This is a genomic window from Rathayibacter sp. Leaf248 (assembly GCF_920939495.1).
GTDB classification, from domain to species: domain Bacteria; phylum Actinomycetota; class Actinomycetes; order Actinomycetales; family Microbacteriaceae; genus Rathayibacter; species Rathayibacter caricis.
The window spans coordinates 441742-466233 of record NZ_CAKLAV010000001.1 but is presented as its reverse complement, the minus strand read 5'-3'; the positions used below and the strand labels follow the sequence as shown (position 1 = coordinate 466233).

Sequence of the window (24492 nt, the reverse complement as noted above, 5' to 3'; positions counted from 1 at the left end):
GACCGCGCGAGCGATCAGTGGGGCCCGGTGCCCGGCGAGAGCCGGCGCCGGGCCCTCTCCGTCTCCCGGTCCCGGCCCTTCACGCGCAGACCGCTGCTCCGGAGCCGCTCCACCAGTTCGCGTGCGCCGACGGGGATCGCGCCCGCGGCGAGCAGCTCGGCACGGCGCTCCTCGGGGACGTCGTAGTGGTCGAGGTCGAAGCTGCGCTCGGGGACTCCGGTGCGCCGCGCGAACGCGTGCAGCTCCTCCAACGACTCGTCGCTGACCAGGTGCGCCCAGAGCGTGTCGTGGGCCGGCCACCGCGCCGCGTCGAGAAGGATCGCCATCCGTCGATCGTAGGCGGCGCGCCTGCCGCCCCGGCCCGCCGCCGTCCACTATCGTGACGGGGTCGTCGGAACGGGCGCGCCGTGCCGAGAGGCCGTGCGGCCGTGCGATGCCCGCTCTCCGGAGCGGGCGTTTGACCGTCGAGCTCCCATCCCGTACTCTTGACCGTTGGTGTGGCGCGATCCATGTGCTCACGCAGATTTCCGTCGTCGCCCGTCTCCTCACGGAGAGCGGGACGCGGTACCGGTTCCCTCGTTCGGTGTGGGAGACGGGAAAGAAACGGGGCCCCGCCCCTTCCATACAAGCCCCGGATGGCGCCGTCTCACGACAGCGCCCGTCCAGACGAGAAACAGGTACGAGAAGTGGTTTACGCAGTTGTGCGCGCCGGCGGTCGGCAGGAGAAGGTCGAGGTCGGCACCATCGTGACGATGGACCGCGTCAAGGCCGACGAGAACGGCACCGTGCAGCTGGCTGCCGTGCTCCTCGTCGACGGAGACTCGATCACCTCGGACGCCTCGGCGCTCGAGAAGGTCTCGGTCACCGCGGAGGTGCTCGAAGAGCTCCGCGGCCCGAAGATCGTCATCCAGAAGTTCAAGAACAAGACCGGCTACAAGAAGCGCCAGGGGCACCGTCAGGAGCTCACGCGCGTGAAGGTCACTGGCATCAAGTAACCGCTGACCGCGGAGCGAGCCATCGCACCGCGGATGTTCAGCACGGGGCTGCGGCCCCCCGGTCTCGAGGAGATGAGAAATGGCACACAAGAAGGGCGCGAGCTCCACTCGCAACGGTCGTGACTCGAACGCGCAGCGTCTCGGCGTCAAGCGCTTCGGCGGTCAGGTCGTGAACGCAGGCGAGATCATCGTCCGCCAGCGCGGCACCCACTTCCACCCCGGCGCCAACGTCGGGCGCGGCGGCGACGACACCCTGTTCGCCCTGTCGGCCGGCGCGGTCGAGTTCGGCACCAAGGGCGGCCGCAAGGTCGTCAACATCGTGGCGGCCGCCCAGTAGGGTCGGTCTCCTCGGCCGAGCAGGCACAGGACGCAAGGGGCGGGCTTCGGCTCGCCCCTTGCGCGTTGCAGCGGCCCGCCGGCCTCCGGCGCACGGGAACCCCGGCGCCCCCACTCCCGATCGGACGGACAGAACAACCATGGTCACCTTCGTCGACAACGTCACGCTGCACCTGCGTGCCGGCCACGGCGGGAACGGCTGCGTCTCCGTCCGCCGCGAGAAGTTCAAGCCGCTCGCCGGCCCCGACGGCGGGAACGGCGGTCACGGCGGCGACATCGTCCTCGTCGCCGACCCGCAGGTCACGACACTCCTCGCCTACCACCGCCACCCGCACCAGTCCTCCGAGAACGGCGGGCCCGGGATGGGCGACCACCGAGCCGGAGGCAACGGCGAGCTCCTCGAGCTGACCGTCCCGGTCGGCACCGTCGTGAAGTCGCCCGACGGCGAGCAGCTCATCGACATGGACGAGCCGGGTCTCCGCTTCGTCATCGCTCCTGGCGGTCAGGGCGGTCTGGGCAACGCGTCGCTCGCCACCACGAAGCGCAAGGCCCCCGGGTTCGCGCTGCTCGGCACCCCGGGCTGGGAGGGCGACGTCGTCCTCGAGCTCAAGACCGTCGCCGACGTCGCACTCGTCGGGTTCCCCTCCGCGGGCAAGTCGAGCCTCGTCGCCGCCATCTCGGCCGCGAAGCCGAAGATCGCCGACTACCCCTTCACCACGCTCGCCCCGAACCTCGGCGTCGTGCAGGCGGGGGAGTCGCGCTACACCGTCGCCGACGTCCCCGGCCTGATCGAGGGCGCGAGCGAGGGCAAGGGGCTCGGCCTCGAATTCCTCCGGCATGTCGAGCGCTGCACGGCGCTCGTGCACGTCCTGGACTGCGCCACTCTCGAGCCGGGTCGCGACCCGCTGACCGACCTCGACGTCATCCTGGGCGAGCTCGCGGCCTACCCCGTCGGCGACGGCCAGGTCCCGCTGCTGGAGCGTCCTCAGCTGATCGCCCTCAACAAGGTCGACGTGCCCGAGGCTCAGGAGCTCGCCGCGTTCGTGCGCAACGACCTCGAAGCGCGCGGCTACCGCGTCTTCGAGATCTCGACCGTCAGCCACAAGGGCCTCCGCCAGCTGACCTTCGCCCTGGCCGAGATCGTCGAGCAGCACCGCGCCGAGCTCGCTGCGGCACCCCAGGTGGAGCGGATCACCATCCGTCCGCGGGCCGTCGACGAGAAGGACTTCGAGATCCGCGTCGAGGGCGGCTCCTACGGCAACATCTACCGGGTGCTGGGCACGAAGCCTGTGCGCTGGGTCGCGCAGACCGACTTCACCAACGACGAGGCCGTCGGCTTCCTCGCCGACCGGCTCGCGAAGCTGGGCGTCGAGAACGGCCTGTTCGCGGCGGGAGCCGTCGCCGGCTCCACCGTCGTCATCGGCCGGGGCGACGGAGTCGTCTTCGACTGGGAGCCGACCCTCACCTCCACGGCGGAGCTCCTCACCGCGCCCCGCGGCACCGATGTGCGGCTCGAGGACAACCGCCGCAAGACGCGCAACGAGCGCCGCGACGAGTACTTCGAGCGGATGGACGCCAAGGCGGAGGCCCGCGCGGAGCTCGAGCGCGAGCGCCTGGGCGGCGTGTGGCGCGTCTCGGACGAGGACGATGCCGTCGACACCGTCGAAGCGGACCGCGAGGACTGACCTCCGGAGCCCGGCGCCCGCGGAGGTGCCGGGCTCCGTCCGTCGTCCGCAACGGAGCACTACACTGTCCGGATGCCGCAGACGACCCTCGACAGCACCGCTCTGACGGAGCGGTTCGCCGCCTCCCGCACCGCCTCCCGATCCCTCCGGAGTGCGACGACCGAGCTGAAGAACCGCGCGCTCCTCGCGATCGCCGACGCCGTCCGCTCGGGCGCCGACCGCATCGTGCCGGCGAACGACCTCGATCTCGCGAACGGGCGGGAGAACGGGATGAGCACCGGTCTGCAGGACCGCCTCCGCCTCGACGAGGCGCGACTGGGCTCCCTGGCCGACGCCGTCGTCGCCGTCGCCGGTCTCGTCGACCCGGTGGGGCAGACCGTCCGGGGGTCGAACCTGCCCAACGGCGCCTCGCTCACGCAGGTGCGCGTCCCGTTCGGCGTCGTCGGAGCGATCTACGAGGCGCGCCCGAACGTGACGATCGACATCGCCGCGCTCGCGCTCAAGAGCGGCAACGCGGTGATCCTGCGCGGCGGGTCCGCCGCCGAGAACACGAACCGGGTGCTGGTCGAGCTGCTGCAGGAGGCGATCGCCTCCGTCGGACTGCCGCGCGAGCTGGTGCAGACCGTCGACGACCACGGCCGCGAGGGCGCGAAGGCGCTCATGCGCGCCCGGGGCTACGTCGACGTCCTCGTCCCGCGGGGGAGCGCAGGGCTCATCGAGTCCGTCGTCACCGAGTCCACCGTGCCGGTGATCGAGACCGGGGCGGGAGTGGTGCACGTCTTCCTCGACGCCTCGGCCGACGAGCAGTGGGCGGTCGACATCGTGCACAACGCCAAGACGCAGCGTCCGAGCACCTGCAACGCCCTCGAGACCCTGCTGGTGCACCGCGACGCGGCGGAGCGCCTGCTGCCGCCGGTCCTCGGCCGGCTCGAGCGCGCGGGCGTCACGGTCCACGGCGACGACCGCGTCCGCGCCGTGCACCCCTCCGCGGTCGCGGCGACGGAGGAGGACTGGTCGGCCGAGTACTACTCGCTCGACATCGCCGTCGCGATCGTCGACGACCTCGACGCGGCGATGGACCACATCGCGCGCTACTCCACGCACCACACCGAGTCGATCGTGACCAACGACCTCGCGAACGCCGAGCGGTTCCTCGCCGAGGTCGACTCGGCCGTCGTCATGGTGAACGCGTCGACCCGCTTCACCGACGGAGGCGAGTTCGGCTTCGGGGCCGAGGTCGGCATCTCCACGCAGAAGCTGCACGCGCGCGGGCCGATGGGGCTGCCCGAGCTGACGAGCACCAAATGGCTGCTGCGCGGTGCCGGGCAGGTCCGCGCCTAGTCCCGACAGCGGCCGGGTAGACTCGACAGCGCCCGCGCGGGCACCACGACCTTCAAGGAGCACCGAATGTCCCTGGCCACGACCGTCCTGGCAGAAGCATCGACGCACGTCGAGCTGCCGTTCCCCGCGATCGTGTTCGGCCTCATCGCCGCCGTCGCGTTCGTCGGCCTCGGCTTCGTGACCTGGAGCTACCGCGACGTGTCGAACCGCCACGCGCACAAGACCTCCGGATCGGCCGACCAGCACGGACACGGCCACTAGGCCGGAGGCTCCGCGATCGTGACGTCCGCCGCGAGCGGCGATCCCCGGCGTCCGCGTATCGGCGTGATGGGCGGAACGTTCGACCCCATCCATCACGGGCACCTCGTCGCGGCGTCCGAGGTCGCGCAGTCGTTCGACCTCGACGAGGTCGTCTTCGTCCCCACCGGGCAGCCCTGGCACAAGAAGACGGTGACCTCCGCCGAGCACCGCTACCTGATGACGGTCATCGCGACCGCCTCGAACCCGAGCTTCACCGTGAGCCGTGTCGACGTCGACCGGATCGGCACCACCTACACGATCGACACCCTGCGCGACATCCACGCCGCGCATCCCGATGCCGAGCTCTTCTTCATCACCGGAGCCGACGCGGTCGCGCAGATCCTGAGCTGGAAGGACTACGACGAGCTCTGGGAGCTCGCGCACTTCGTCGCTGTCAGCAGGCCCGGCCACGTCCTGAACGTTTCGGGATTGCCGGCACAGGACGTATCCTTGTTGGAGATTCCGGCGCTCGCGATTTCCTCGACTGACTGTCGGAGCCGCGTGAACCGGGGTCGTCCGGTCTGGTACCTGGTTCCCGACGGTGTCGTCCAGTACATCTCGAAGCACCATCTGTATCGGAGTACGTCATGACAGTCCAGCCCGAGGAGAAGCCGCTCACCCGGCGCGAGATCCGCGAGCGCGAACGCCGCGAGGCGGGGCTCGCCGCGGCGCCCACGACCTCGCGACGCGCCGCCACCGCCTCGGTGACCGCGGCGGGAGACATGCCCGTGCTCACGCCGGTCCAGACCCTCCGCATCGAGGCGCCCCAGGCGTCTCCCGCCCGGGAGCCGGACCTGCGGACGTCCGCTCTCGAGGTCGTGCTGCCGGAGGGCGTCGAGCGTTCCAGCCTCACGCGCCGCGAGCTCCGCGCGCTGCACGCGCAGCAGCAAGCCGCGAAGGTCGCCGCCTCGCCGACGACCGCTTCCGCGCCCGGAGTGGCGACGACGCAGCCGGACGAGCCGGCCTCGGTCGACGACGCCGTCGGGCGCGCCTCCGAGCTCCCCTCCTCCGAGTCCGACTCGGGCGACTCCGACTCGGGCGACTCCGACTCGGGCGACTCCGACGAGCGGGCGCAGCAGGACGACGACGCGACCCGTGACTCCGGGACCGTCGAGCCCAAGCTCAACACCGCCCTCTTCGCGACCGTGGGCACGCTCGACCTCGGCGACGAGAAGGCGACGGAGATCACGGGCAGCTTCCACCCGCCGATCGAGCACCTCGCGATCACGGAGGAGCTCGACAGCAAGTCGAAGGAGGAGGTCGACGCCTCGTTCGACGAGCTCATCGCCCGCGGGGTCTCCTCCACCGGAGCGGTGACGACGACCAACGCCCTGATCCTCCCCACGACCGGTGCCGGCGACGTCGTCGAGGGGCGCTCGGACACCGGCGAGGTCCTCGTGACCGGCACCTTCGAGCTTCCGCGGAGCCTCGGGTCGACGGGCCAGCACCCGAACCTGTACGACTCGCCCGACGTCGACCGCTACGTCGACCGGATCGACCGCGAGCAGCCCGCCGCCGACTCCGAGCCGGTCCGTGCGTCCAGCGCCGTCTCGACCCACGCCGCCGGTACCGCGATGATCGCCCCGCAGAAGAAGCGCGGCATCAGCGCTCCCGTCGTCCTCGCGATCACGGCGGCCGTCCTCCTCGTCGCCTCGATCGCGCTGTTCATCGGCGGCTTCGTCCTCAACATCTTCTGATCCGCTCTCCCCGACAATGAAGGCTTTATGACTGCGACCGATTCCGCCCGCGCACTGCTCGACATCGCGGCCACCGCCGCCGACTCCAAGGGCGGGGAGGATCTGGTCGCGCTCGACGTGTCGGGCCCGCTGCCGCTGGTCGACATCTTCCTGCTCGTGACCGGGCGCTCCGAGCGCAACGTGGTCGCCATCGCCAACGAGGTCGAGGACCGCCTGATCGCCTCGGGCAGGAAGCCGCTGCGCCGTGAGGGCCGCTCCGAGGGGCGCTGGATCCTGCTCGACTTCGGCGACCTCGTCGTCCACGTCTTCCACGAGGAGGACCGGATGTACTACTCGCTCGAGCGCCTGTGGAAGGACTGCCCGACCGTGCCCTTCACCGTCGACCAGCCCGTGCCCGCCGACTCCTCGGCTCCCTCGCACTGACGAACACGCCCGGTGGCAGGGCTCGATTTCGTCTGACGCACTTCGTGTTGTAGATTATTCGAGTTGCTTCCGCCGGGCGGAGGGAACGGAACAGGCAAGACGAACGGGTCCGTGGCGCAGCTGGTAGCGCACCTGCATGGCATGCAGGGGGTCAGGGGTTCGAATCCCCTCGGATCCACCGAGACAGAAGAGCCGCCCCTCGGGGCGGCTCTTCTGCGTTGAGGGCGCACATGCTCTCCGGGTGAGCGTCGGCCGTGCGGAATCCGGAAACCCGCCCGACACGTCCGACCGGTACGGTGAGAGGGTCCGCCTCCGCCGAGCCGGATCGACCGGCCGCCGCGGAGCGAGCGGCCTCTGCAGGAAGAGAAGCCATGTCCCCCCACGACGACGCCGCGGGTCGCGCATCCTCCACCTCCTCCTCCCTCCGGCGGCGGACCATCGTCGGCGGGGCGCTCTCCGGTGCTCTCGCGCTGGGAGCCGCGACGCTTCCCGCCACGGCCGCCTCCGCAGCTCCGATCCGCGGTCTGCCCGGCGAGATCAGCCGCAAGATCAACGTGCCGACGCAGAACAAGCGCGTGCTCTACGACAACCTCGTCGTCTCCATCGGCGGCGACTCGGCACGGATCTTCATCCCGCAGAGCGTGAAGCCGAACCAGACGACCCCGGTGCCGGTCATCTGGTTCATCCACTCGGCGCAGGCCGACCACAACTCGCTGAACAGCGTCTTCAAGTACCCCGCCGAGCTGGCGGTCGAGAAGGGCGCGATCGCGATCTGCCAGACCCTCGGCGGCACGCTCTGGACGAACGACACGGCGCAGGGCCATCAGCGCAACGGCTACGCCTACCTGTCCGGCCTGTTCCCGATCCGAGCGAGCTACATGTGGTCGCTGTCGGCCGGCGGAGCGCTCGCCTGCGAGAACTACGGCTCCAAGGTCATCCCCGGCATCAACGGCCTCTACCTCGTCAACGGCGTCTACGACCTCCGCGACATCCACGACCGCTCGCTCCGCGGCCGGATCTCGATCGGCGACGCCTTCGGCAGCACCGCGCAGATCGACGCGCACAACCCCAAGCGCCTGCCCTCCTCCGCGTGGGCCGGGACGAACATCCGCGTGGTCGTCTCCGATGCCGACCACGTCGACACGAGCGTCCCGCCGACGCTGCACGGCCTCGCTCTCGTCGCCAAGGCGAAGTCGACGGCCAAGGAGGCGAGCGTGCGGTACCACACGCTCGGCCACAACCCGCCGTCGTGGGCCAATCAAGACGGCATCGACGCCATCTTCCGCTGGCACGCCGCGCTCGGGACGACCACCCCGCCCACGACGACGCCCGTGGCCGTCCCGGCCCCGGTGGCCCGATGGGACTTCGCGCAGACATCCGGCCCCTTCACCGCCTCCAACGGCGCGTTCCCGCTCTCGCAGATCGGATCGACCGCGGCGGCGACGATCGCGACCCCCTTCGGCCGCGGGCTCGCCCTCAAGGGCTCCTCGGCCCTCGCGGTGCCGAAGGCCTCGGTCGGCGCGCTCAACCGTGGCGCGGGCTCCGGCAAGGTCACCGTCGCCGCGTGGGTGCGGCAGAACGACCCGAACACCGGCTGCGTCGCCGGCGTGTGGAGCGACTCCGCGGGCGCGGCGGGCCGCTCCTACGGCCTCTTCTACGACGTGAGCAGCTACGGTGGCGCGGATCGCGCCTGCTTCTACGTCTCCCGCTCGGGAGGAGCCACGCCGGGCTACCCGTATCCGCGCGACTACTCCGCGACGAAGACGCTCATGACTCCCGGGGTCTGGCAGCTCCACGTCGGCACCTACGACGGCGCCGTCGCGACCAGCTACCTCAACGGTGTCGCCTCCGCGTACCCGTCGTTCACCGACTCCACCGGGGCGACCTACGCGCGGAACCCCTACCCCTTCAGCTCCGGCCTCAACCCCCTGCCGGCCGACTTCACCGTCGGCGCGAGCCGGACCGGCGGCGTGCTCGGCAACTTCGCGATCGCGGACGTGGCGCGGCTGCGGGTCTGGGACGTCGCCCTGACGGCCGCGCAGGTCAAGGCGATCTACACCCAGGAGTCGGCCCTCCTCTGAGCCGTCCGGCCGACCGGCAGGACCGCTGCAGTGGCGGTCCTGCCGGTCGCCACGAACGGGGGACAGGCGGGTCGACCACCCTCCACCAGACTGACTGCATGCCGACTCCGACCGCTCCGCGCGGCCTCATCACGCAGTTCTCCCTCGTCGACGCCCTGCTCGCCGGTCTCTTCGACGGAGTCGTGACGCGCGCCGAAGTCGACGCCGCCGGCGACTTCGGTCTGGGCTGCGGCGACCGGATGGACGGCGAGCTGGTGATCCTCGACGGCGTCCACCGGCTGTTCCGCGGCGACGGCTCGGTCGCGGTGCTCGCACCGGACGACCGCGTGGCCTTCGCCGAGGTCTCCCGCTTCGAGGCCGATGTCGCGGTCCCTCTGCACGGCGTGCCGTCGCTGGACGGCCTGCTGGTGGCCGTCCGGAGCCTCGTCGCGAGCCACAACGTCTTCCTCGGCCTCCGCGTCCGGGGGAGCTTCGACCGCCTGACCCTGCGTCAGCCGATCGCGCAGGTGAAGCCGTACCTCCGTCTCGCCGACGCGATGCACGACCAGCGCGAGCTGCACCTCGACCGCGTCGAGGGCACACTGCTCGGCTTCGTCGCGCCGAAGGCGTTCCAGGGCATCAGCGTGGCCGGTCTGCACACCCACTTCGTCGACGTCACCGGCACACTCGGCGGCCACGTCCTCGCCGTCTCGGGTCTCGCCGGCACGCTCGAGGTCGAGCAGTACGGCGGCATCACCGTGCGGCTGCCGGAGTCGGAGGACTACCTCGCCGCGGACCTCGACGAGGACGCGGCGGTCTCGGACGCCGCCATCCGCGCGGTCGAGTCCGATCACGCCCGCTGACCGCCGCGCCTACCCTGGACCCATGCCCTCCCTTCGCGACGTCCACGCCGTCATCGATCGTCTCTGGCCCGAGGCCGCCGCCGAGAGCTGGGACGCGCCCGGCCTCGTGACCGGTGACCCCGACTCCTCCGTGGAGCGGATCCTGCTCACGGTCGACGTCGTGTCCGACACCGTGCGCGAGGCGGTCCGCGGCGGCTACCAGCTGCTCGTCGCGCACCACCCGCTCCTCCTGCGCGGCGTGACCTCGATCGCCGAGGACGGCTACAAGGGGAGGCTGCTCGCCGACCTGATCCGCGGCGGCTGCGCCCTGGTCTCGGCGCACACGAACGCCGACATCGTCGCCGACGGGGTGTCGGACGTGATCGCGACCCGTCTCGGCCTGACGGGAGCCACGCCGATCGTGCCCGGCGCCGATCCGTCGGTGGGGCTGGGACGCGTGGGCGATCTGCCCGAGGAGGTGACTCTCGGCCGGCTCGCGGCGGCCGTGGCCGATCTGCTGCCCGCCACCGCCGGGGGAGTGCGCGCCGCCGGAGGGTACGAGACGGCCGTGCGCCGCGTGTCGCTCTGCGGCGGAGCCGGTGACTCCCTCCTGGACGCCCCCGCCGTGCGGACGAGCGACGTCTACATCACGGCCGACCTCCGGCACCACCCGGCGTCGGAGGCGCGCGAGAAGGCCCTCCACGGCACCGGCCCGGCACTCATCGACGTCTCGCACTGGGCGAGCGAGTGGCTCTGGCTCGACGTCGCCGCCGCCGCTCTCCGCGAGGCACTGCCGACCGTCGCGGTCGACGTCAGCGAGACACGCACCGATCCGTGGGATTTCGCGATCGTCCACTGAGCACGGCGCGACACGCGAGAATGGACCCGGCACGACCTCCTGTGCCGGGAACGAGGACCGCGACGTGAAAGCCAGCCCCGCCGACCAGCGCGAGCTACTGACCCTGCAGACTCTCGACACGCGAGGCGCGCAGCTGCGCCACGCGATCGCCACGCTGCCGCAGATCGCGAAGATCCAGGCCCTGCAGGCGCGCAACAACGAGACCCGCCGAACCCTCGCCGAGCGTCTCGGTCGTCTCGAGGACGTCCGCACCGAGCTGGGCCGGATCGAGTCCGACGTCGGCGTGGTCGAGAAGCGGCTCGCCCGCGACCGCCACCGCCTGCAGACCGCCTCGTCGGCGAAGGACATCGCCGCCCTCGAGGGCGAGATCACTTCGCTGGTGAAGCGGCGCGGCGACCTCGAGGACATCGAGCTGACCCTGATGGAGCGCATCGAGGGCATCGACGCCGAGGTCGCCGCCGCTCAGGCTGAGCGCGACGAGGTCGTCGCCGCACTCGACACCCTCGCCGAGGAGAAGGACGCCCAGGCCGAGAAGCTGGCGGGCAAGCAGGACGCGCTCGCCCGCGACCGCGCCGCGCTCGTCGAGAAGATCCCCGTCGACCTCGTCGAGCTCTACGAGACGCAGCGCGCCCGCTACGGGGTCGGAGCCGCCCTCCTGCGCGGCAAGGTGTCCGAGGGCAGCGGAGTCGCTCTGACCGAGTCCGATCTGTCGTGGATCCGCGCGAGCGCTCCCGACGACGTCGTGCTCTGCCCGGACAGCGGCTGCATCCTCGTCCGAGGGGACGAGTCGACGCTCGCCTGAGCCCGGCCTACACTGGACGGGCGAACGGGTCGGCAAGACGGCCGCGTCGCCGGAGCGAGAGCGCCGGCGCCGAGGAACGTCCGGGCTCCGCAGAGCAGGGCGGTGGGCAACACCCACCCGGGGCGACCCGCGAGACAGTGCCACAGAGAACAGACCGCCACGGGCTCCGGCCCGCGGTAAGGGTGAAACGGTGGTGTAAGAGACCACCAGGGGCCGGAGTGATCCGGTCCGCTCGGTAAACCTCGCCCGGAGCAAGGTCAGACAGAGGACGATGCGGCTGCTCGTCGGGTCCTCGGGTAGACCGCTGGAGGGTCGCGGCGACGCGACTCCGAGAGAGATGGCCGTCCAGCGCCCGCCGAGAGGCGCGGCGTGAACAGAACCCGGCGTATCAGCCGGCCCCTTCGCACGAAGACCCCGCAGCATCCGGTGCTGCGGGGTCTTCGACGTTCGAGGCGGGACGCTCAGGAGTGGACGCCGCCTCCGGCGAGTGCGGCAGCCCCGAGGATCCCCGCGTTGTTGCGGAGTTCTGCGGGCACGATGGGGGTCCGGAGGTCCAGCAGCGGCAGGAACTCCTTGTAGTGCTTCGAGATGCCGCCGCCGACGATGAAGAGGTCGGGCCAGAGAAGCGCCTCGAGGTGGGAGTAGTAGCGCTGGAGCCGCTTCGCCCAGTGCTTGTAGTCGAGGTCCTCGCGCTCCTTGGCGGCGAAGGACGCCTTCTTCTCGTAGTCGCCGCCGTGGATCTCGAGGTGGCCCAGTTCGGCGTTGGGGATGAGCACGCCGTTGTAGATCTGAGCGGTGCCGATGCCGGTGCCGAGGGTGGTCATCAGCACGAGACCCGGCTTGTCCTTCGCCGCGCCGAACCGCGCCTCGGCGTAGCCGGCAGCGTCGGCGTCGTTCACGAAGAAGATGTCGCGGCCGATCGCGTCCTCGAACAGCTTCTCGGCCTCGAGGCCGATCCACTCGTCCGAGACGTTGGCCGCGGACATCGTCCTTCCGTGCACGACGGCGGCCGGGAAGCAGATGCCCACCGGGGTGTCGGCGGCCACGTCCGGAAGGGCGTCGATGATCTGCGTGACGACGGCGATGATGTCCTTCGGCCGTCCGCCCTCGGGGGTCGCGAGCTTCACGCGCTCGCTGAGGAGGGCGCCTGCATCGAGGTCGACGAACGCGCCCTTGATCCCGGTCCCACCGATGTCGATGCCGATGGCCGTCGTCGATGAAGTCATACCGGTCATGCTAGCGAAGCGCGCCCGACGGCTCCCCGGCGACCGAGCGTAGGATCGGCGCCATGGCTGACGGCGACGAGACCTCCTGGTGGTACAACTCCAAGACCGGTGCGGTGGAGCAGGGGTACCAGTCCCCGTCCGTCGACCGCGTCGGACCCTTCTCCTCCCGCGAGGAGGCGGCGGCGGCTCCGGAGCGACTCCGCGAGAACAGCCGGAAGTGGGCCGAGGAGGAGGCCGCGGAGGACCGCTGAGCCCGGCTACTCGTAGCTGTGCTCGGGGCCGGGGTACTCCCCGGACTCGACGTCCTCGCGGTAGGCGGTGACGGCCCCGGTGAGCACGCCCCGCAGATCGGCGTACTGCTTGACGAAGCGGGGGACTCGGCCGGTGGTGAAGCCGGCGAAGTCCGTCCAGACGAGCAGCTGACCGTCCACGTGCGGTCCGGCACCCACTCCGATCGTCGGGATGCGGAGCTCCTCGGTGACCCGGCGGGCCGCCTCGCTCGGCACCATCTCGAGCACGACCGCGAACGCGCCGGCCTCCTCCACCGCGCGAGCGTCGGCGAGCAGCTGCTCGAGGCCCTCGCCTCGCCCCTGCACGATGTGGCCGCCCAGTCCGTGCTCGCTCTGCGGAGTGAAGCCGATGTGCGCCATCACCGGGATGCCCGCGTCGACGATCCGGCGGATCTGCTCGGCCGAGCGCACCCCGCCCTCGAGCTTGACCGCGTGGGCGTGCGTCTCCTTCATGAAGCGGAACGCCGTGTGCAGTGCGTCGTCCGGGCCCGACTCGTAGGAGCCGAACGGCATGTCGGCGACGACGAAGGCCCGCTCCACCGCTCCGGCGACCGCACGCGCGAAGGGGATCAGCTCGTCGACCGTGACCGGGAGGGTCGTGTCGTAGCCGAGCACGTTGTTGCCGGCGGAGTCGCCCACCAGGAGGAAGTCGATGCCCGCCTCGTCGAAGATCCGTGCGGTGAGCTGGTCGTAGCTCGTCAGACCCGTGATCCGGACACCGGAGTCCTTCGCGTTCTGGAAGTGGCGGGTTCGAACGCGTTTCACGGGCTGCGCTGACATGCGCGCCAGTCTACCGGCGGGGCGGCGCACGGCCCGGGCCCCTGCGCACCGCCCCGCGGACGGTGAGCGGAGCCACTAGCCTTAGAGCCGAGCAGGAAGGGCCTTGATGGACAAGCAAAGGGACTTCGTTCTTCGCACCATTGAAGAGCGAGGGATCAAATTCGTTCGCCTCTGGTTCACGGACGTCGTCGGCACTCTGAAGTCGGTCGCGATCGCGCCGGCGGAGGTCGAGGGGGCGTTCGCCGAGGGCCTCGGTTTCGACGGATCGGCCATCGAGGGTCTGACCCGCTCGTTCGAGGCCGACGTGCTCGCGCACCCGGATCCGTCGACCTTCCAGATCCTCCCGTGGCGCGGCGAGATCGATCCGACCGCGCGCATGTTCTGCGACATCACGACTCCCGACGGCCAGCCCGCCGTCGCCGACCCGCGCAACGTGCTGAAGCGGACGCTCGCCAAGGCCGCCGAGCGAGGGTTCACGTTCTACACGCACCCCGAGATCGAGTTCTACCTGTTGAAGTCGTCGACCTTCGGCGCGGAGGGCCCCGAGCCCGTCGACTCCGCCGGCTACTTCGACAACGTCCCCGGTGGCACCGCGCACGACTTCCGCCGCCGGTCGGTGCGGATGCTCGAGGACCTCGGGATCTCGGTCGAGTTCAGCCACCACGAGGCGGGGCCCGGCCAGAACGAGATCGACCTGCGCTACGCGGACGCCCTCACGACCGCCGACAACATCATGACGTTCCGCACGGTCATCAAGGAGGTGGCGATCGAGCAGGGCGTTTACGCGACCTTCATGCCCAAGCCCCTCTCCGGCCACCCCGGATCGGGCATGCACACCCACCTCTCGCTCTTCGAGGGCGACGTCAACGTGTTCTACGAGCAGGGCGCGCAGTACCAGCTGTCGAAGCTGGGGCGTCAGTTCATCGCGGGACTGCTCAAGCACGCCCCCGAGATCACGGCGGTCACCAACCAGTTCGTGAACTCCTACAAGCGGCTCTGGGGCGGCGACGAGGCCCCCAGCTACGTCTCGTGGGGCCACAACAACCGCTCCGCTCTCGTGCGCGTGCCGCTGTACAAGCCGAACAAGGGCCAGTCCTCGCGCATCGAGTACCGCGCTCTCGACTCGGCCGCCAACCCCTACCTCGCCTACTCGCTGCTGCTGGCCGCGGGACTCAAGGGCATCGAGGAGGGCTACGAGCTCCCCGCCGAGGCCGAGGACAACGTCTGGTCGCTCACCGACGCCGAGCGCCGCGCCCTCGGCTACAGCCCGCTGCCGGCGAGCCTCGACCGCGCCATCTCGCTGATGGAGGAGTCGGAGCTTGTCGCCGAGACGCTCGGCGAGCAGGTGTTCAACTTCGTGCTGCTCAACAAGCGGAAGGACTGGGCCGAGTACCGCGCCCAGGTCACTCCGTACGAGCTGCGCAGCAACCTCGAGATGCTCTGATCCGCTCGTCGCATGGCTCGCGAACGCACGCTCAGTGACATCGCGCGCCTCGGTTTCGCCGAGCTCGGCGAGACCGGGGCGCGGATCGCGGAGGCGGAGCGGCTCGCCGGGCGGTCCCTGGGCTCCGTCGTTCCGGCGTTCGCGTCGGTCGCGGACCCGGATGCGGCGCTCCAGGCGCTGATCGATCTGCTGCGCAGCCACCGCGATCGGATGGACGCCGTCCTCGCGGACGACGACGCCCTCGTCCGGCTCCTGAAGGTCACGGGGGCGTCCTCGGGCATCGCCGACTTCCTGCAGCGGCGTCCCGACGAGCTGCGGAGCCTCCTCGATCCGGTCCTCACCCTGCCCGGCCGTGCCGAGCTCCGCGACGACCTCCTCGAGTCCGTGGGCGCCGTCGACGGTTTCGCGGCGGTCGGCGAGGAGGCCGGCTGGGTCGCGCTCCGCGTCCGCTACCGGCGACTCCTGACCCGCATCGCCGTGCACGACCTGTCGCAGGCCGATCCGGTCGCCGCGATCGACCGGGTGACCCGGGCCCTCGCCGACCTCGCGGGCGCGGCCCTGGAGGCCTCTCTCGCCGTGGCCCGGGCCGATCTCGTCGCCGGAGTCGGTCCGGGCCGCTTCACGCGCGACGAGGTCGCCGCGACCCGCCTCGCGGTCATCGGGATGGGCAAGGCCGGGGCGCACGAGCTCAACTACGTCAGTGACGTCGACGTCATCTTCGTCGCCGAGGGCGACCCCGAGCACGAGCTGTCGAACGCGCGGGCGATCGACATCGCGACCCGGCTGGCCGTCCTCCTCATGCGCGGCGCTTCTGCGTTGGCGGTCGAGCCCGAGCTCTGGGAGGTCGACCCGAACCTGCGGCCCGAGGGCAAGCAGGGCGCTCTGGTGCGCACGCTCGAGTCGCACGTCACGTACTACGACCGCTGGGCGAAGAGCTGGGAGTTCCAGGCCCTGCTGAAAGCCCGTCCGCTCGCGGGCGACGTCGGGCTCGGTCAGGCCTACGTCGACGCGGTCGCTCCGAAGGTCTGGACGAGCGCCTCGCGCGAGAACTTCGTCGAGTCGGTGCAGCGGATGCGCGAGCGCGTCACCGAGCACATCCCGCAGAACGACGTGCACTACCAGCTCAAGCTCGGCCCGGGTGGTCTGCGCGACATCGAGTTCACCGTCCAGCTCCTGCAGCTCGTGCACGGGCAGACGGACGACGAGATCCACATGCCCGGCACGCTCCTCGCACTCGGTGCACTTGCCGACCGCGGGTACATCGGACGCTCCGCCGCCGACGAGTTCTCGAAGGACTACCGAGCGCTCCGCCTGCTCGAGCACCGCCTCCAGCTCCGCCGGCTGCGCCGCACGCACCTCATGCCCCGCGACGAGCACGAGCTGCGGACGCTGGCGCGCTCGAGCGGTCTCGCGCGGTCCGCCGAGGAGCTCCTCGTCCTCTGGAACGGCATCAAGCACCGCGTCCGGGGCCTGCACGAGCGCCTCTTCTACCGCCCGCTGCTCTCGGCCGTCGCGTCGCTCCCGGACGGCGGGGCCGAGCTCTCGACCGTGCAGGCGGAGGCGCGACTCGCCGCCATCGGCTTCACCGACGCCCGGGGTGCGCTCGGCCACATCGCCGCGATGACCTCCGGAGTCTCGCGCCGCGCGAGCATCCAGCGGCACCTGGTCCCGGTGATGCTGCAGTGGTTCGCCGACGGCGCCGATCCGGACTACGGGCTGCTCGCCTTCCGGCGACTGAGCGACACCCTCGGCGGCACGCCCTGGTTCCTGCGCATGCTGCGCGACTCCTCCGGTGCCGCGAAGCGACTCACCACGGTGCTGTCCGGCTCCCGCTACGTCGGCGAGCTGCTCGACCGCATCCCGGAGTCCGCCGCCTGGCTGGAGGACGACGACGACCTCCGTCCGCGCAGCGCCGCCCAGCTGGCCGAGGAGGTCCGCGCGGTCCTGGCCCGTCACGATACTCCGGAGGCCGTCGCGGGCGTCCTGCGCGCCATGCGCCGACGTGAGGTCCTGCGGACGGCCGTCGGCGGCGTCCTCGGCCTGAGCACCATCGAGCAGATCGCGCAGAGCCTCACCGACATCATCTCGGCGCTGCTGACCGGTGTGCTGGCGTCGGTGCGCCGCGCGAGCGCCGACCGCCCGGGCGCCGACCTCGAGTTCGCCGTCATCGGGATGGGCCGCTACGGGGGAGCGGAGCTCGGCTTCGGCTCGGACGCCGACGTCGTGTACGTGCAGCGCCCCGGCACGGGGGAGCCGCGCGACGCCCAGCTCTATGCGCAGTTCCTCGTCTCAGAACTCGTCCGCCTCACCGAGGACTCACGGCTGCCCTTGGACCTCGACGCGGATCTGAGGCCGGAGGGGAAGAACGGCCTGCTCGTGCGCTCGCTCGACTCCTACCGCGCCTACTACGCGCGCTGGTCACTGACGTGGGAGGCGCAGGCGCTCCTCCGAGCCCGCGGGGTCGCCGGCGACGAGGCGCTGATCCGCGACTTCGCCGCCCTCGCGGACGGCATCCGCTACCCGTCCGCGATCTCGGACCGCGACATCCGCGAGGTGAAGCGGATCAAGGCGCGCGTCGAGAACGAGCGCCTGCCGCAGGGCGCCGACCCGAAGCGCCACCTCAAGCTGGGCCGCGGCTCGCTGAGCGACGTCGAGTGGCTCGTGCAGCTCCTCCAGCTGCAGCACGCGCACGCGATCCCGGAGCTGCGCACGACGTCGACCCTGACGGCTCTGCGCGTGGCCGAGGAGGCGGAGCTGCTGTCGGCGAGCGACGCCGAGCGGCTCCGCGCCGCCTGGCTGCTCTCCTCCCGGGTGCGCTCGGCGATGACGCTCTGGTCGAACCGGACGAGCGACGTGCTCCCGACCGACAGGATGCAGCTCGAGGGCGTCGCCCGACTCCTCGAGTACCCGGCCGGCTCCGCCACGCAGCTCGAGGACGACTACCTCGGGGTCACCCGGCGCGCCCGCGCGGTCTTCGAGCGTCGCTTCTACGGGCCCGCCGACGGCGAGCCGACCACCCGCTGAGCCGCTCCGGGAACGGCGGAGGGCCGCCCTCCCGAAGGAGAGCGGCCCTCTGCGATCCGAAGTGGATCGTGCCGAGTCGGCTCAGACGCCGTAGTACAGCTCGAACTTTACGCCCGTGATTGGCTGGGGTGGTGCAGGGTAGGGATCCGCGTCATGCCGCCGATTTCGCGGTGGTACGGAGTTGTCTCTGAGAGGCCCGAATCGGGACTCTTGCGGACTGACTGCGGACTGAGGGTGTGGATCCGCTCCACCCCCTCAGGGGTACGCGCTGAATGCGCACCCTACGGCGCGATGGTCTGGTGCCCGCACTCCTGGCACCGCCAGACGGACTGGCCCTTCGCGGCGTCGGTCTTGCGCTGCAGCATGGTGCGCTGATCGCAGACGGGGCACTGGCGGCGTTCTCGTGAAGGGCTCATGCATCGAGCCTAAGAACGAGCGCCGACATCGCCGCTAGACGCTCCTCTCACGCGTCGGCCCCGCCGACCGTCCGAGAGTGCCTAGACGCTGCGGAGGGCCGGGAGCGGCTAGAACACCGGCTCTCATCTCGTCCCGAGGAGTGCAATGTCGGTCGACCGCGCTCGTCCCGTCGGCGGTGTCCCGCATCATGGTGAGGTGCTGCATGCCTTCCTCGACGAGTCGTACTTCAAGAACGACGTCCACATCGTTGGCGCCCTCGTTCTGACATCGGACCAGATCCACGTCGTCGACACCGCTTTGAACGACATCATCTGGGAGACGAGCAGGGTCCACCCCCAGGTACCGCTCGACATCGAGTTCCACGGCCAGAACCTGTTCCAGCGCCACCAGGACTGGACCTGCCTCCGGAACCCGGTGGACCAACCGAAGCTCGCATTCGCGATCTATCGCCGAGCACTGTCCAGGATTGTGCAGGCGGGTGGCATCTGGATCATCGGTGGAATCCAACAGATCGACCGCCTTGCGAGACGCGGCTACCCCGAACCATGGCCGCCCCACCAGATCGCCCTGCAGTTCACGCTCGAGCGAGTCCACGACTACGCAGCCAGCGTCGGAGAGCAGGTCCGAATCGTCTGCGACGAGGTCCCTGACCAGGCGCACCACGAACAACGCATGCAGCAGTTCCGCCTCGCCGGCCGCACGCCGGGATGGGAGCCCAGAACGCTCTCCACGATCGAGCCCGACTGGACCTGGACTGACAGCAGACACCACCGCTCGCTGCAGGCGATCGACATGCTCACGTACGTCTACCTCCGCAAGCGCTTCGTCCCGGGAGGAGACGAGCGGGTGAAAGCTGAGGTCGTGAAGATGCGCGACATCATCCATCCGCACCTTCACCGCGAAAAGATCTGGACCCCTTAAGCACTGAAGGCCCCGCTCAGCGGGGCCCCAGGCGGATAGCGTTCCCGAAGGCCCGCCATGCGTAACAGTCTGCCACGGCCCCGCGGGATCCGCGAGGCATGAGCTCCCAAGCCGAGGTGACGGCACCGGTCTTCAGTCTCCAGTGCATCAAGGTCATCGACTTCTACATCGACGAGAAGAACCGAAGTCGCTGTGCGCCTCCGCGCGATCATCGAACTTGGGTTCGCGACGATCTCCGTGCGCAGGAGGCGTCAGCGAGTCGAGCGAGCGTGTGTGCGTCAGCCGTTGTTGAACCAGCCCTTCCCTCGGTCCTTTCGGTCGGAGAGCCGGCTGATGTCGAGTGCGGCCCGCAGGTCTCTCGAAAGGGCGTCCGCGTCGTGCTTCCTGCCATGGTGACGGAGGTACGCGATCGCCCGCTCGCCGACGGCCACGGCCGCGTCGAGCTGCCGCTGCAGGCGGTCCTCGACCGTTTCGCGCTTCGTTCCGTCCGGCTCGTAGCCGCACCAGTCCCGAAGCTGTGCGACCACGGGCTGCGTCTCCTCGCGATACGTCTTGCGGTAGTGCTCCGCCGGGACCTTCACGAACTCGCCGGGGTGAGTCAGCGACTCGACCGTGTCCCCTTGCGCGCACTGCTCGAGCGCTTGCTCTTCCAGCTGCGCGACGAACGCGAGGACCTTGGCGGGTCGGGAGCGGGCCACGGCCATCGCCATCCGGTAGACGCCCTCGATCGACAGGTGCAGTCCGTCGGTATCACGGTAGTGAGGCAGCCCCTCAGTGATCTCGGACGCAGATACTCCGGTCATTCGCTCGAATTCCGCTTCGTCGCGGATCACGCCGACAGGACTGCGCTCTTCGGCGACGTGAGCCGGCATGCCGCTCATCGCAATCGCGAGCGTGAGGTCCTCGTCACCGGTGGTGCGACGTGTGTAGATCGAGTCCTCGAGCTTCTCGCGCTCGAGGAACGCGGCGAGCTCCGGCCACGGCGCGATCAGAGTCCGGCGAGTCACCCACCGCTGCAGCCCTTCGAAACGATCGTCAACGAGCTCGATCTTCACCTTCGGCGCGCCGGCGTTGGTCCCGAGCGTGAGGATGCGCGCCTCGACGGGAGCCTTCCTCGCCGTCTCTCTGTAGGCCCAGACCTGTCCACGTTCCACGGGTGAGCGTTGCGTGCGCTGGGTCAGAATCCGAACGAGTCGTCGAACTGCTGCTCGAGGTTGTCTCCTGCTGACTTCTCGGCGGCTGCGTCGATCTCGGCTTGCGTGGCTTCGGCGGGAACTTCGATGTCGATCTTCTTCTCATCACTCATGCGGACAAGCTAGCCACCGGTTGCGCACCTGTCCACGGTCAGTGGCGGCGTCCGCCGCGACCTCGCAGCTGCCCCTCCGTGTCGCCCTCCCAGACGTACATGTACCGGCCGGTAGTCGGGTCGGTGACGACTTCCCCGCCGCGCCAGAGGAGCAGCCAAGGTGCTTCCTCGCCGTGATCGCGGTACGCCTGGGTGGCAGTGTCGATGTAGCCGCGGGGGCGGGCGGGGTGGTTCGGATCGAAGTACGTTCCCATGCGATCAGGATGTGGCTGACGTCTGACACCAGGTTGAGCTTGACGAGCATCGTCGAAGTCCTCGGGATCCGCGTCAAAGTGAAATCACCGCCAGCAAAGTCCTCAACGAGGACGGGTTGCCCACGTCCTTCGCGAGCGGCAGGACTGACGCACCATCCCGATCGCGACCCAACGCGCTAGAGGCCTTCAGCTGCAAAATGGACGGGCCAGGGCGGAAGCTCTCCAAGGCGAACGATCAGAGCATAGGTACCGGGTCTTGGGACTCCTACCCCGACCGTCGGCAGGGACGAGGACAGAATCACGGGCACTGTCGCTTCTTCTGGAGGTGCCCCCGTAAACGTGGCCCTCAGGCTGAAGGGGCTGTAGAGCTCGGGGCCGTCATCTGTGGTGACAAGGTCCACTTGCAGGTCGACGTGCGCGTCGTCTCCGGGCTCGCGCTCGATTGCTAGATAGAGATCCGAGCCCAGCGACGTCGGGAAGATTTCTCGCTGCACGAACGACACGCCGCCACCGAGGATGTAGCTGAGGTTTTCTGCAATGTCGATACCCCGCACCAAGAAGGCGCCCACAATCCTCATCGGAGGACCTCGACGTTGGGGGATCGTCGCTGGTGTACTAGAACCGTTTCGCCGGGCGTGTCTTCGGTTACGAGACTGATGAACTGATCGCTGCCTGTCCTCCACGTCTCTGCTTGGTACGCCGCGCCGAGCTCCACCGCTCCCGTCTTAATGTCCCAGTCGACGACGTACGAGTTGCGAAGCGGCCTCAGCACCGAATCAGTGAAGACCCAGGGGTTGCTGAACAGCTTGCTGGGACGCTTGTTGGAAAGCACGCTGGAGCTCCAGCTGCTGGCCTCCACACGATGCTCCCCAGACACCGTGTGGTGGATTCGCGCCCCTACCGCCAGCGCGTACCGGCGGATGGTTGCGAGCGTAGGGTTGGAGTCGTAGCGCTCGAAGGTGGAGACCGTCGACTGGCTGACCCCCATGCGCTCAGCGACCACAGCCTGCGAAAGTTTGTGCTCGCGACGCATCCCGATCAGGTCTTCGAGGAGCCGCTGGTGACTCTCTACGAGGTCGTCTGCGCGAGCTTGGATGGCTTCGAGCGGTTCGTCGGTCATGGATCAGACTCTATATTCGCTCCCTGGAGGTCACAACTCGATCCCCCAGCGGCTCGCTTCACCTTGGTGGTAGCTGTGCTTCGCGCGCGCGATTGCTGCGTCCTGCAGCTCGCGGGTGCGCTCGGTGATCGCCTTCTCCTCGATGTGGTGGCCGATGAAATGCGCGGGGGCTCCCGCGGGCTCAGAGTGGTACATCCGAACGAGAATCTTTCGGTGGCGCTGCTTGCTCTGCGCGTCCACCTCGGTAACCGAGATGCCCTGCCACCGGAGTTCGTAGAGTGGCGGCGGGTTCCTGACGTCCACTGGCTTGACTTGCTGGCGAGGCTTCAGCCCGCCCTTCGCAGCCAGCTCAACGCGCTTGCGGAATTCGCTACGCGCCATCGCGGCGTTGTATGGGTTCCAGCGCCGGGACGGCCCATCGATCGCCCTGAGGAAGATTTCAGTGGCAGCATCCAACGCGTCGCCGACGCACGGCCCCGAGCTGTCAAACCAGTGGAATGTGTGCGGCGTACCGCTGCTACACCGCGACGGCGCATTGAACGTCGGCATTGGCACATCCTATGCGGGGGACCCGCTCCCGAAGCAGTTGCGAGGCGGCGTAGGGTCAGCCGGCCATGCTCATCGAGGGTGTGCGACGCAGGCGGACGCCTCAGCCGGCGACAAAGCGACTCTCAGCGCGGTCGATCAATCTCTCAAGTTCGTCGAGCCAAGGGTGAAGGTCTGCGCGAAGATCGAACCCATCGGGCGCGTCGTCCATGCTCTGCTCGATCTTCAACGCTTCCGGGCTGGCCGTGAACACGATCGTTTTGCTGCCGTCGGGGAGCCGAACATGCCACCCGGATCGTCCGAGCTGATCGCCGACGAAGCGCGACTCCGCCCCTGCTGGAGCATCCCTCATCAAATCAGCGGTGCGGACTATCGCGCCGGAGACTCTGATGAATGAATCACCGAGAGTGCCCTGCTTCTCAAGTCGATTCCGCAGCTCGACAAACCACTTCGCCTTCGGGTCGAGCCGCATTTCCTTCATCTGATCGTCGTACCAGGCCCTGAAGTCCTCGCCGAACAAGTCCTTGCTCTGCAGATTCTGCAGAACGAACGTGACGCTTCTGCCGTTGGAAATGGCGTTGTGCAGGCCCACAGATACGCGCTCGGCCCCTGCCTGGAAATCGGCGGCTCCATCTCGCGCAAAGGCGAGAACTTGCCGAGCTGAAGCAATGACAGACGAAGCGTCGGGATGCAGGGTCACGACGTCGAACGGTAGCGACGGCGAACGATAGCCGCAATGGCGCGCATGAGAGAACGTCCCCGCCTTCCGCCAGCCGCTAGTATCCGGCCATGATCACTGTTGCCGGGTCCTCGCCGCCGAGTGAGCAGCGGACCGAACTGAACGGTCACTCGTGCCCCCAGTGTCAGCACGCGGCCTTCGGCGTAGCTCCGCTCGCGATTGAGCGGGCGTTTTATTCGCTGCTGCGCATGCCTGCGCCTTCCGCGCGATGCGCGACGCTCAATGACGATCTGACGGTGCTCATGGACGAAGTCGAGTGTCTGTGCCGGGATGCTTTCCACGCCGTGGAGATCACCTCCCGCGACCTGAAGTCACGCCCGCGCGAGTAGGCCCGAACGCAAGAATGGCCCCCTCGCCGCTCCCGAAGGAGAAGCGAGGGGGCCATTCTTGTCTGGTTAGACGGGCGCGAGCACCATCGAGTCGAGCGACAGTCCGGCGAGGTTGCCGCCCGAACCGACGCCGGCGAAGCCGGAGCCGACGATGGGGCTGGTATCGATGTAGCTGGCGCTGGTAACGCCGTTCACGATGACGGTGATTGTGGCGGTACCAGCGCCGCTCTTGACACGAATGCCGATGCGATCGCCTACAGCTGCGGTCAGGCCCGCCGCCAGCGACGTGCTGACCGCGGCGACGCGCTTCACGAGTTGCATCGTGATCGTCGCCGGGGGCGCGCCGGCGACTGTGGGCGCCGCCGCAACCGTTGCGGACAGTCGGTACCCGTCCGGCGCAGGCGAGACGGCCAGAGCCGCGCGCCGGACGTCGAGCAGGAAGTTCGCCTGCGCGACGGGCGCAGTCGCGACGACGAAGGACAGCTCGTAGTCGGCGACCGGTGACGCCACCGCGACCGCGGCAGCTGTCGTAGCCAGCGGTACGAGTCGCTCCGACGCGATGCCCCAGACCCCGCTCGTGCCCTGCCAGAGGAGCCGCGAGCCGCCGAGGGCGACGTCGGTCGAGCGGCCGACGATGTTCGCGGTGTCCGATCCGGAGAAGGAGTCCGACGTGAGCGGAAGCCGGAGGACGGGCGCCTCCGGGTCGGGATTGGTGATGACGCCAGCGGCGCGGGATGCGGTGACCATGTCGTGCTC

At 69.5% G+C, this 24492-nt stretch carries 29 protein-coding genes, 1 tRNA gene and 1 other RNA gene; 19 read left to right on the top strand and 12 right to left on the bottom strand.

The features are described from left to right. Positions 1-14 precede the first annotated feature (14 nt). Positions 15-326: a DUF4031 domain-containing protein gene (locus LRG51_RS02295; protein ID WP_055792363.1), complete on the bottom strand. Its 312-nt coding sequence runs from the start codon at positions 324-326 to the stop codon at positions 15-17. A 360-nt stretch (positions 327-686) separates the two neighbouring features. Here LRG51_RS02295 and rplU point away from each other — a divergent pair, with 360 nt between their 5' ends. From rplU to rnpB, 14 genes are all read left to right on the top strand, one after another. Further along, complete coding sequence (gene rplU, locus LRG51_RS02290) at positions 687-995, top strand: 50S ribosomal protein L21 (RefSeq protein WP_077223659.1); 309 nt, start codon at positions 687-689, stop codon at positions 993-995. Positions 996-1074: 79 nt separating this feature from the next. After that, positions 1075-1332, top strand: a complete 258-nt coding sequence (rpmA, locus tag LRG51_RS02285; RefSeq protein WP_055792356.1) for a 50S ribosomal protein L27 — start codon at positions 1075-1077, stop codon at positions 1330-1332. A gap of 139 nt (positions 1333-1471) precedes the next feature. After that, entirely contained in the window at positions 1472-3016 is a 1545-nt protein-coding gene (gene obgE, locus LRG51_RS02280; protein ID WP_107575138.1) for a GTPase ObgE, read from the top strand. A gap of 72 nt (positions 3017-3088) precedes the next feature. Continuing rightward, positions 3089-4357, top strand: coding sequence for a glutamate-5-semialdehyde dehydrogenase (locus LRG51_RS02275; protein ID WP_230670858.1), 1269 nt, complete (start codon positions 3089-3091; stop codon positions 4355-4357). A 66-nt stretch (positions 4358-4423) separates the two neighbouring features. Continuing rightward, positions 4424-4618, top strand: coding sequence for a hypothetical protein (locus LRG51_RS02270; protein WP_055792346.1), 195 nt, complete (start codon positions 4424-4426; stop codon positions 4616-4618). A gap of 18 nt (positions 4619-4636) precedes the next feature. After that, positions 4637-5248, top strand: a complete 612-nt coding sequence (gene nadD / locus LRG51_RS02265) for a nicotinate-nucleotide adenylyltransferase (RefSeq protein WP_082481455.1) — start codon at positions 4637-4639, stop codon at positions 5246-5248. After that, a complete protein-coding gene (locus LRG51_RS02260) occupies positions 5245-6354 on the top strand; it encodes a hypothetical protein (RefSeq protein ID WP_230670849.1) in 1110 nt (369 codons plus the stop codon). Before nadD ends, LRG51_RS02260 begins: the two co-directional genes overlap by 4 nt. Before the next feature lie 27 nt (positions 6355-6381). Then, a complete protein-coding gene (rsfS, locus tag LRG51_RS02255; protein ID WP_055792340.1) occupies positions 6382-6777 on the top strand; it encodes a ribosome silencing factor in 396 nt (131 codons plus the stop codon). A gap of 105 nt (positions 6778-6882) precedes the next feature. Continuing rightward, positions 6883-6955: transfer RNA gene (locus tag LRG51_RS02250), tRNA-Ala, on the top strand. Positions 6956-7148: 193 nt separating this feature from the next. Beyond that, positions 7149-8858, top strand: coding sequence for a LamG domain-containing protein (locus LRG51_RS02245; RefSeq protein WP_230670847.1), 1710 nt, complete (start codon positions 7149-7151; stop codon positions 8856-8858). Between the two features lie 98 nt (positions 8859-8956). Beyond that, on the top strand, positions 8957-9700 hold the full coding sequence (locus tag LRG51_RS02240) for an acetolactate decarboxylase (RefSeq protein WP_230670844.1): 744 nt from the start codon (positions 8957-8959) through the stop codon (positions 9698-9700). 22 nt (positions 9701-9722) lie between these two features. Next, complete coding sequence (locus tag LRG51_RS02235; protein WP_230670841.1) at positions 9723-10538, top strand: Nif3-like dinuclear metal center hexameric protein; 816 nt, start codon at positions 9723-9725, stop codon at positions 10536-10538. A 64-nt stretch (positions 10539-10602) separates the two neighbouring features. Beyond that, positions 10603-11340 carry a zinc ribbon domain-containing protein gene (locus LRG51_RS02230; RefSeq protein WP_230670837.1) on the top strand — a complete coding sequence of 246 codons (738 nt, stop codon included), beginning with the start codon at positions 10603-10605 and terminating at the stop codon, positions 11338-11340. 25 nt (positions 11341-11365) lie between these two features. Beyond that, positions 11366-11744: RNase P RNA component class A (gene rnpB / locus LRG51_RS02225), an RNA gene on the top strand. Positions 11745-11801: 57 nt separating this feature from the next. Here the strand turns inward: rnpB and ppgK are convergent. After that, positions 11802-12566: a polyphosphate--glucose phosphotransferase gene (gene ppgK / locus LRG51_RS02220; protein ID WP_055792327.1), complete on the bottom strand. Its 765-nt coding sequence runs from the start codon at positions 12564-12566 to the stop codon at positions 11802-11804. A gap of 62 nt (positions 12567-12628) precedes the next feature. On the opposite strand from ppgK, the gene LRG51_RS02215 reads away from it, so the two are divergent. Next, the gene (locus LRG51_RS02215) at positions 12629-12817 is read left to right on the top strand and encodes a hypothetical protein (RefSeq protein WP_055792325.1); all 189 of its coding nucleotides are present in this window, start codon (positions 12629-12631) and stop codon (positions 12815-12817) included. Positions 12818-12823: 6 nt separating this feature from the next. Here LRG51_RS02215 and panB read toward each other — a convergent pair whose 3' ends face one another. Next, entirely contained in the window at positions 12824-13636 is an 813-nt protein-coding gene (gene panB / locus LRG51_RS02210) for a 3-methyl-2-oxobutanoate hydroxymethyltransferase (protein WP_055792322.1), read from the bottom strand. Positions 13637-13742: 106 nt separating this feature from the next. On the opposite strand from panB, the gene LRG51_RS02205 reads away from it, so the two are divergent. Both LRG51_RS02205 and LRG51_RS02200 read left to right on the top strand, forming a co-directional pair. Beyond that, positions 13743-15080 (top strand): glutamine synthetase family protein, encoded by a 1338-nt coding sequence (locus tag LRG51_RS02205; protein WP_055792319.1) that lies wholly within the window; start codon positions 13743-13745, stop codon positions 15078-15080. Positions 15081-15092: 12 nt separating this feature from the next. After that, entirely contained in the window at positions 15093-18104 is a 3012-nt protein-coding gene (locus tag LRG51_RS02200) for a bifunctional [glutamine synthetase] adenylyltransferase/[glutamine synthetase]-adenylyl-L-tyrosine phosphorylase (protein ID WP_055792317.1), read from the top strand. A 281-nt stretch (positions 18105-18385) separates the two neighbouring features. On the opposite strand, the gene LRG51_RS19500 is transcribed toward LRG51_RS02200, so the two are convergent. Then, on the bottom strand, positions 18386-18520 hold the full coding sequence (locus LRG51_RS19500) for a hypothetical protein (protein WP_268966555.1): 135 nt from the start codon (positions 18518-18520) through the stop codon (positions 18386-18388). Positions 18521-18665: 145 nt separating this feature from the next. On the opposite strand from LRG51_RS19500, the gene LRG51_RS02195 reads away from it, so the two are divergent. Next, on the top strand, positions 18666-19442 hold the full coding sequence (locus LRG51_RS02195) for a DUF3800 domain-containing protein (RefSeq protein ID WP_230670834.1): 777 nt from the start codon (positions 18666-18668) through the stop codon (positions 19440-19442). 278 nt (positions 19443-19720) lie between these two features. Here LRG51_RS02195 and LRG51_RS02190 read toward each other — a convergent pair whose 3' ends face one another. From LRG51_RS02190 to LRG51_RS02165, 7 genes are all read right to left on the bottom strand, one after another. Beyond that, a complete protein-coding gene (locus LRG51_RS02190; RefSeq protein WP_230670830.1) occupies positions 19721-20596 on the bottom strand; it encodes a hypothetical protein in 876 nt (291 codons plus the stop codon). Positions 20597-20619: 23 nt separating this feature from the next. Further along, the gene (locus LRG51_RS19495; RefSeq protein WP_268966554.1) at positions 20620-20748 is read right to left on the bottom strand and encodes a hypothetical protein; all 129 of its coding nucleotides are present in this window, start codon (positions 20746-20748) and stop codon (positions 20620-20622) included. Between the two features lie 38 nt (positions 20749-20786). Beyond that, entirely contained in the window at positions 20787-21002 is a 216-nt protein-coding gene (locus tag LRG51_RS02185) for a hypothetical protein (RefSeq protein ID WP_230670827.1), read from the bottom strand. A 176-nt stretch (positions 21003-21178) separates the two neighbouring features. Then, a complete protein-coding gene (locus tag LRG51_RS02180; RefSeq protein ID WP_230670825.1) occupies positions 21179-21571 on the bottom strand; it encodes a hypothetical protein in 393 nt (130 codons plus the stop codon). 5 nt (positions 21572-21576) lie between these two features. Further along, the gene (locus LRG51_RS02175) at positions 21577-22122 is read right to left on the bottom strand and encodes a helix-turn-helix domain-containing protein (protein WP_230670823.1); all 546 of its coding nucleotides are present in this window, start codon (positions 22120-22122) and stop codon (positions 21577-21579) included. A gap of 30 nt (positions 22123-22152) precedes the next feature. Beyond that, positions 22153-22671 carry a hypothetical protein gene (locus LRG51_RS02170; protein WP_230670821.1) on the bottom strand — a complete coding sequence of 173 codons (519 nt, stop codon included), beginning with the start codon at positions 22669-22671 and terminating at the stop codon, positions 22153-22155. Positions 22672-22771: 100 nt separating this feature from the next. Further along, on the bottom strand, positions 22772-23368 hold the full coding sequence (locus LRG51_RS02165; protein ID WP_230670811.1) for a hypothetical protein: 597 nt from the start codon (positions 23366-23368) through the stop codon (positions 22772-22774). Positions 23369-23457: 89 nt separating this feature from the next. Here LRG51_RS02165 and LRG51_RS02160 point away from each other — a divergent pair, with 89 nt between their 5' ends. Next, entirely contained in the window at positions 23458-23736 is a 279-nt protein-coding gene (locus tag LRG51_RS02160; RefSeq protein ID WP_230670808.1) for a hypothetical protein, read from the top strand. Positions 23737-23802: 66 nt separating this feature from the next. Here the strand turns inward: LRG51_RS02160 and LRG51_RS02155 are convergent, their stop codons facing one another. Then, positions 23803-24483: a hypothetical protein gene (locus tag LRG51_RS02155; RefSeq protein WP_230670806.1), complete on the bottom strand. Its 681-nt coding sequence runs from the start codon at positions 24481-24483 to the stop codon at positions 23803-23805. Positions 24484-24492 lie beyond the last annotated feature (9 nt).

What these genes read in the sequence shown, in the direction of transcription:
- LRG51_RS02160 (WP_230670808.1), top strand. Translation starts at nt 23,458, where the DNA reads ATGATCACTGTTGCCGGGTCCTCGCCGCCGAGTGAGCAGCGGACCGAA.
- LRG51_RS02215 (WP_055792325.1), top strand. Translation starts at nt 12,629, where the DNA reads ATGGCTGACGGCGACGAGACCTCCTGGTGGTACAACTCCAAGACCGGT.
- obgE (WP_107575138.1), top strand. Translation starts at nt 1,472, where the DNA reads ATGGTCACCTTCGTCGACAACGTCACGCTGCACCTGCGTGCCGGCCAC.
- LRG51_RS02260 (WP_230670849.1), top strand. Translation starts at nt 5,245, where the DNA reads ATGACAGTCCAGCCCGAGGAGAAGCCGCTCACCCGGCGCGAGATCCGC.
- LRG51_RS02170 (WP_230670821.1), bottom strand. Translation starts at nt 22,671, where the DNA reads ATGCCGACGTTCAATGCGCCGTCGCGGTGTAGCAGCGGTACGCCGCAC.
- LRG51_RS02155 (WP_230670806.1), bottom strand. Translation starts at nt 24,483, where the DNA reads ATGGTCACCGCATCCCGCGCCGCTGGCGTCATCACCAATCCCGACCCG.
- LRG51_RS02195 (WP_230670834.1), top strand. Translation starts at nt 18,666, where the DNA reads ATGTCGGTCGACCGCGCTCGTCCCGTCGGCGGTGTCCCGCATCATGGT.
- LRG51_RS02185 (WP_230670827.1), bottom strand. Translation starts at nt 21,002, where the DNA reads ATGGGAACGTACTTCGATCCGAACCACCCCGCCCGCCCCCGCGGCTAC.
- LRG51_RS02245 (WP_230670847.1), top strand. Translation starts at nt 7,149, where the DNA reads ATGTCCCCCCACGACGACGCCGCGGGTCGCGCATCCTCCACCTCCTCC.
- rsfS (WP_055792340.1), top strand. Translation starts at nt 6,382, where the DNA reads ATGACTGCGACCGATTCCGCCCGCGCACTGCTCGACATCGCGGCCACC.
- rpmA (WP_055792356.1), top strand. Translation starts at nt 1,075, where the DNA reads ATGGCACACAAGAAGGGCGCGAGCTCCACTCGCAACGGTCGTGACTCG.
- LRG51_RS19500 (WP_268966555.1), bottom strand. Translation starts at nt 18,520, where the DNA reads ATGAGCCCTTCACGAGAACGCCGCCAGTGCCCCGTCTGCGATCAGCGC.
- LRG51_RS02275 (WP_230670858.1), top strand. Translation starts at nt 3,089, where the DNA reads ATGCCGCAGACGACCCTCGACAGCACCGCTCTGACGGAGCGGTTCGCC.
- LRG51_RS02270 (WP_055792346.1), top strand. Translation starts at nt 4,424, where the DNA reads ATGTCCCTGGCCACGACCGTCCTGGCAGAAGCATCGACGCACGTCGAG.
- LRG51_RS02235 (WP_230670841.1), top strand. Translation starts at nt 9,723, where the DNA reads ATGCCCTCCCTTCGCGACGTCCACGCCGTCATCGATCGTCTCTGGCCC.
- LRG51_RS02200 (WP_055792317.1), top strand. Translation starts at nt 15,093, where the DNA reads ATGGCTCGCGAACGCACGCTCAGTGACATCGCGCGCCTCGGTTTCGCC.
- ppgK (WP_055792327.1), bottom strand. Translation starts at nt 12,566, where the DNA reads ATGACTTCATCGACGACGGCCATCGGCATCGACATCGGTGGGACCGGG.
- LRG51_RS02205 (WP_055792319.1), top strand. Translation starts at nt 13,743, where the DNA reads ATGGACAAGCAAAGGGACTTCGTTCTTCGCACCATTGAAGAGCGAGGG.
- panB (WP_055792322.1), bottom strand. Translation starts at nt 13,636, where the DNA reads ATGTCAGCGCAGCCCGTGAAACGCGTTCGAACCCGCCACTTCCAGAAC.
- LRG51_RS02175 (WP_230670823.1), bottom strand. Translation starts at nt 22,122, where the DNA reads ATGACCGACGAACCGCTCGAAGCCATCCAAGCTCGCGCAGACGACCTC.
- LRG51_RS02295 (WP_055792363.1), bottom strand. Translation starts at nt 326, where the DNA reads ATGGCGATCCTTCTCGACGCGGCGCGGTGGCCGGCCCACGACACGCTC.
- LRG51_RS02240 (WP_230670844.1), top strand. Translation starts at nt 8,957, where the DNA reads ATGCCGACTCCGACCGCTCCGCGCGGCCTCATCACGCAGTTCTCCCTC.
- LRG51_RS19495 (WP_268966554.1), bottom strand. Translation starts at nt 20,748, where the DNA reads ATGAGTGATGAGAAGAAGATCGACATCGAAGTTCCCGCCGAAGCCACG.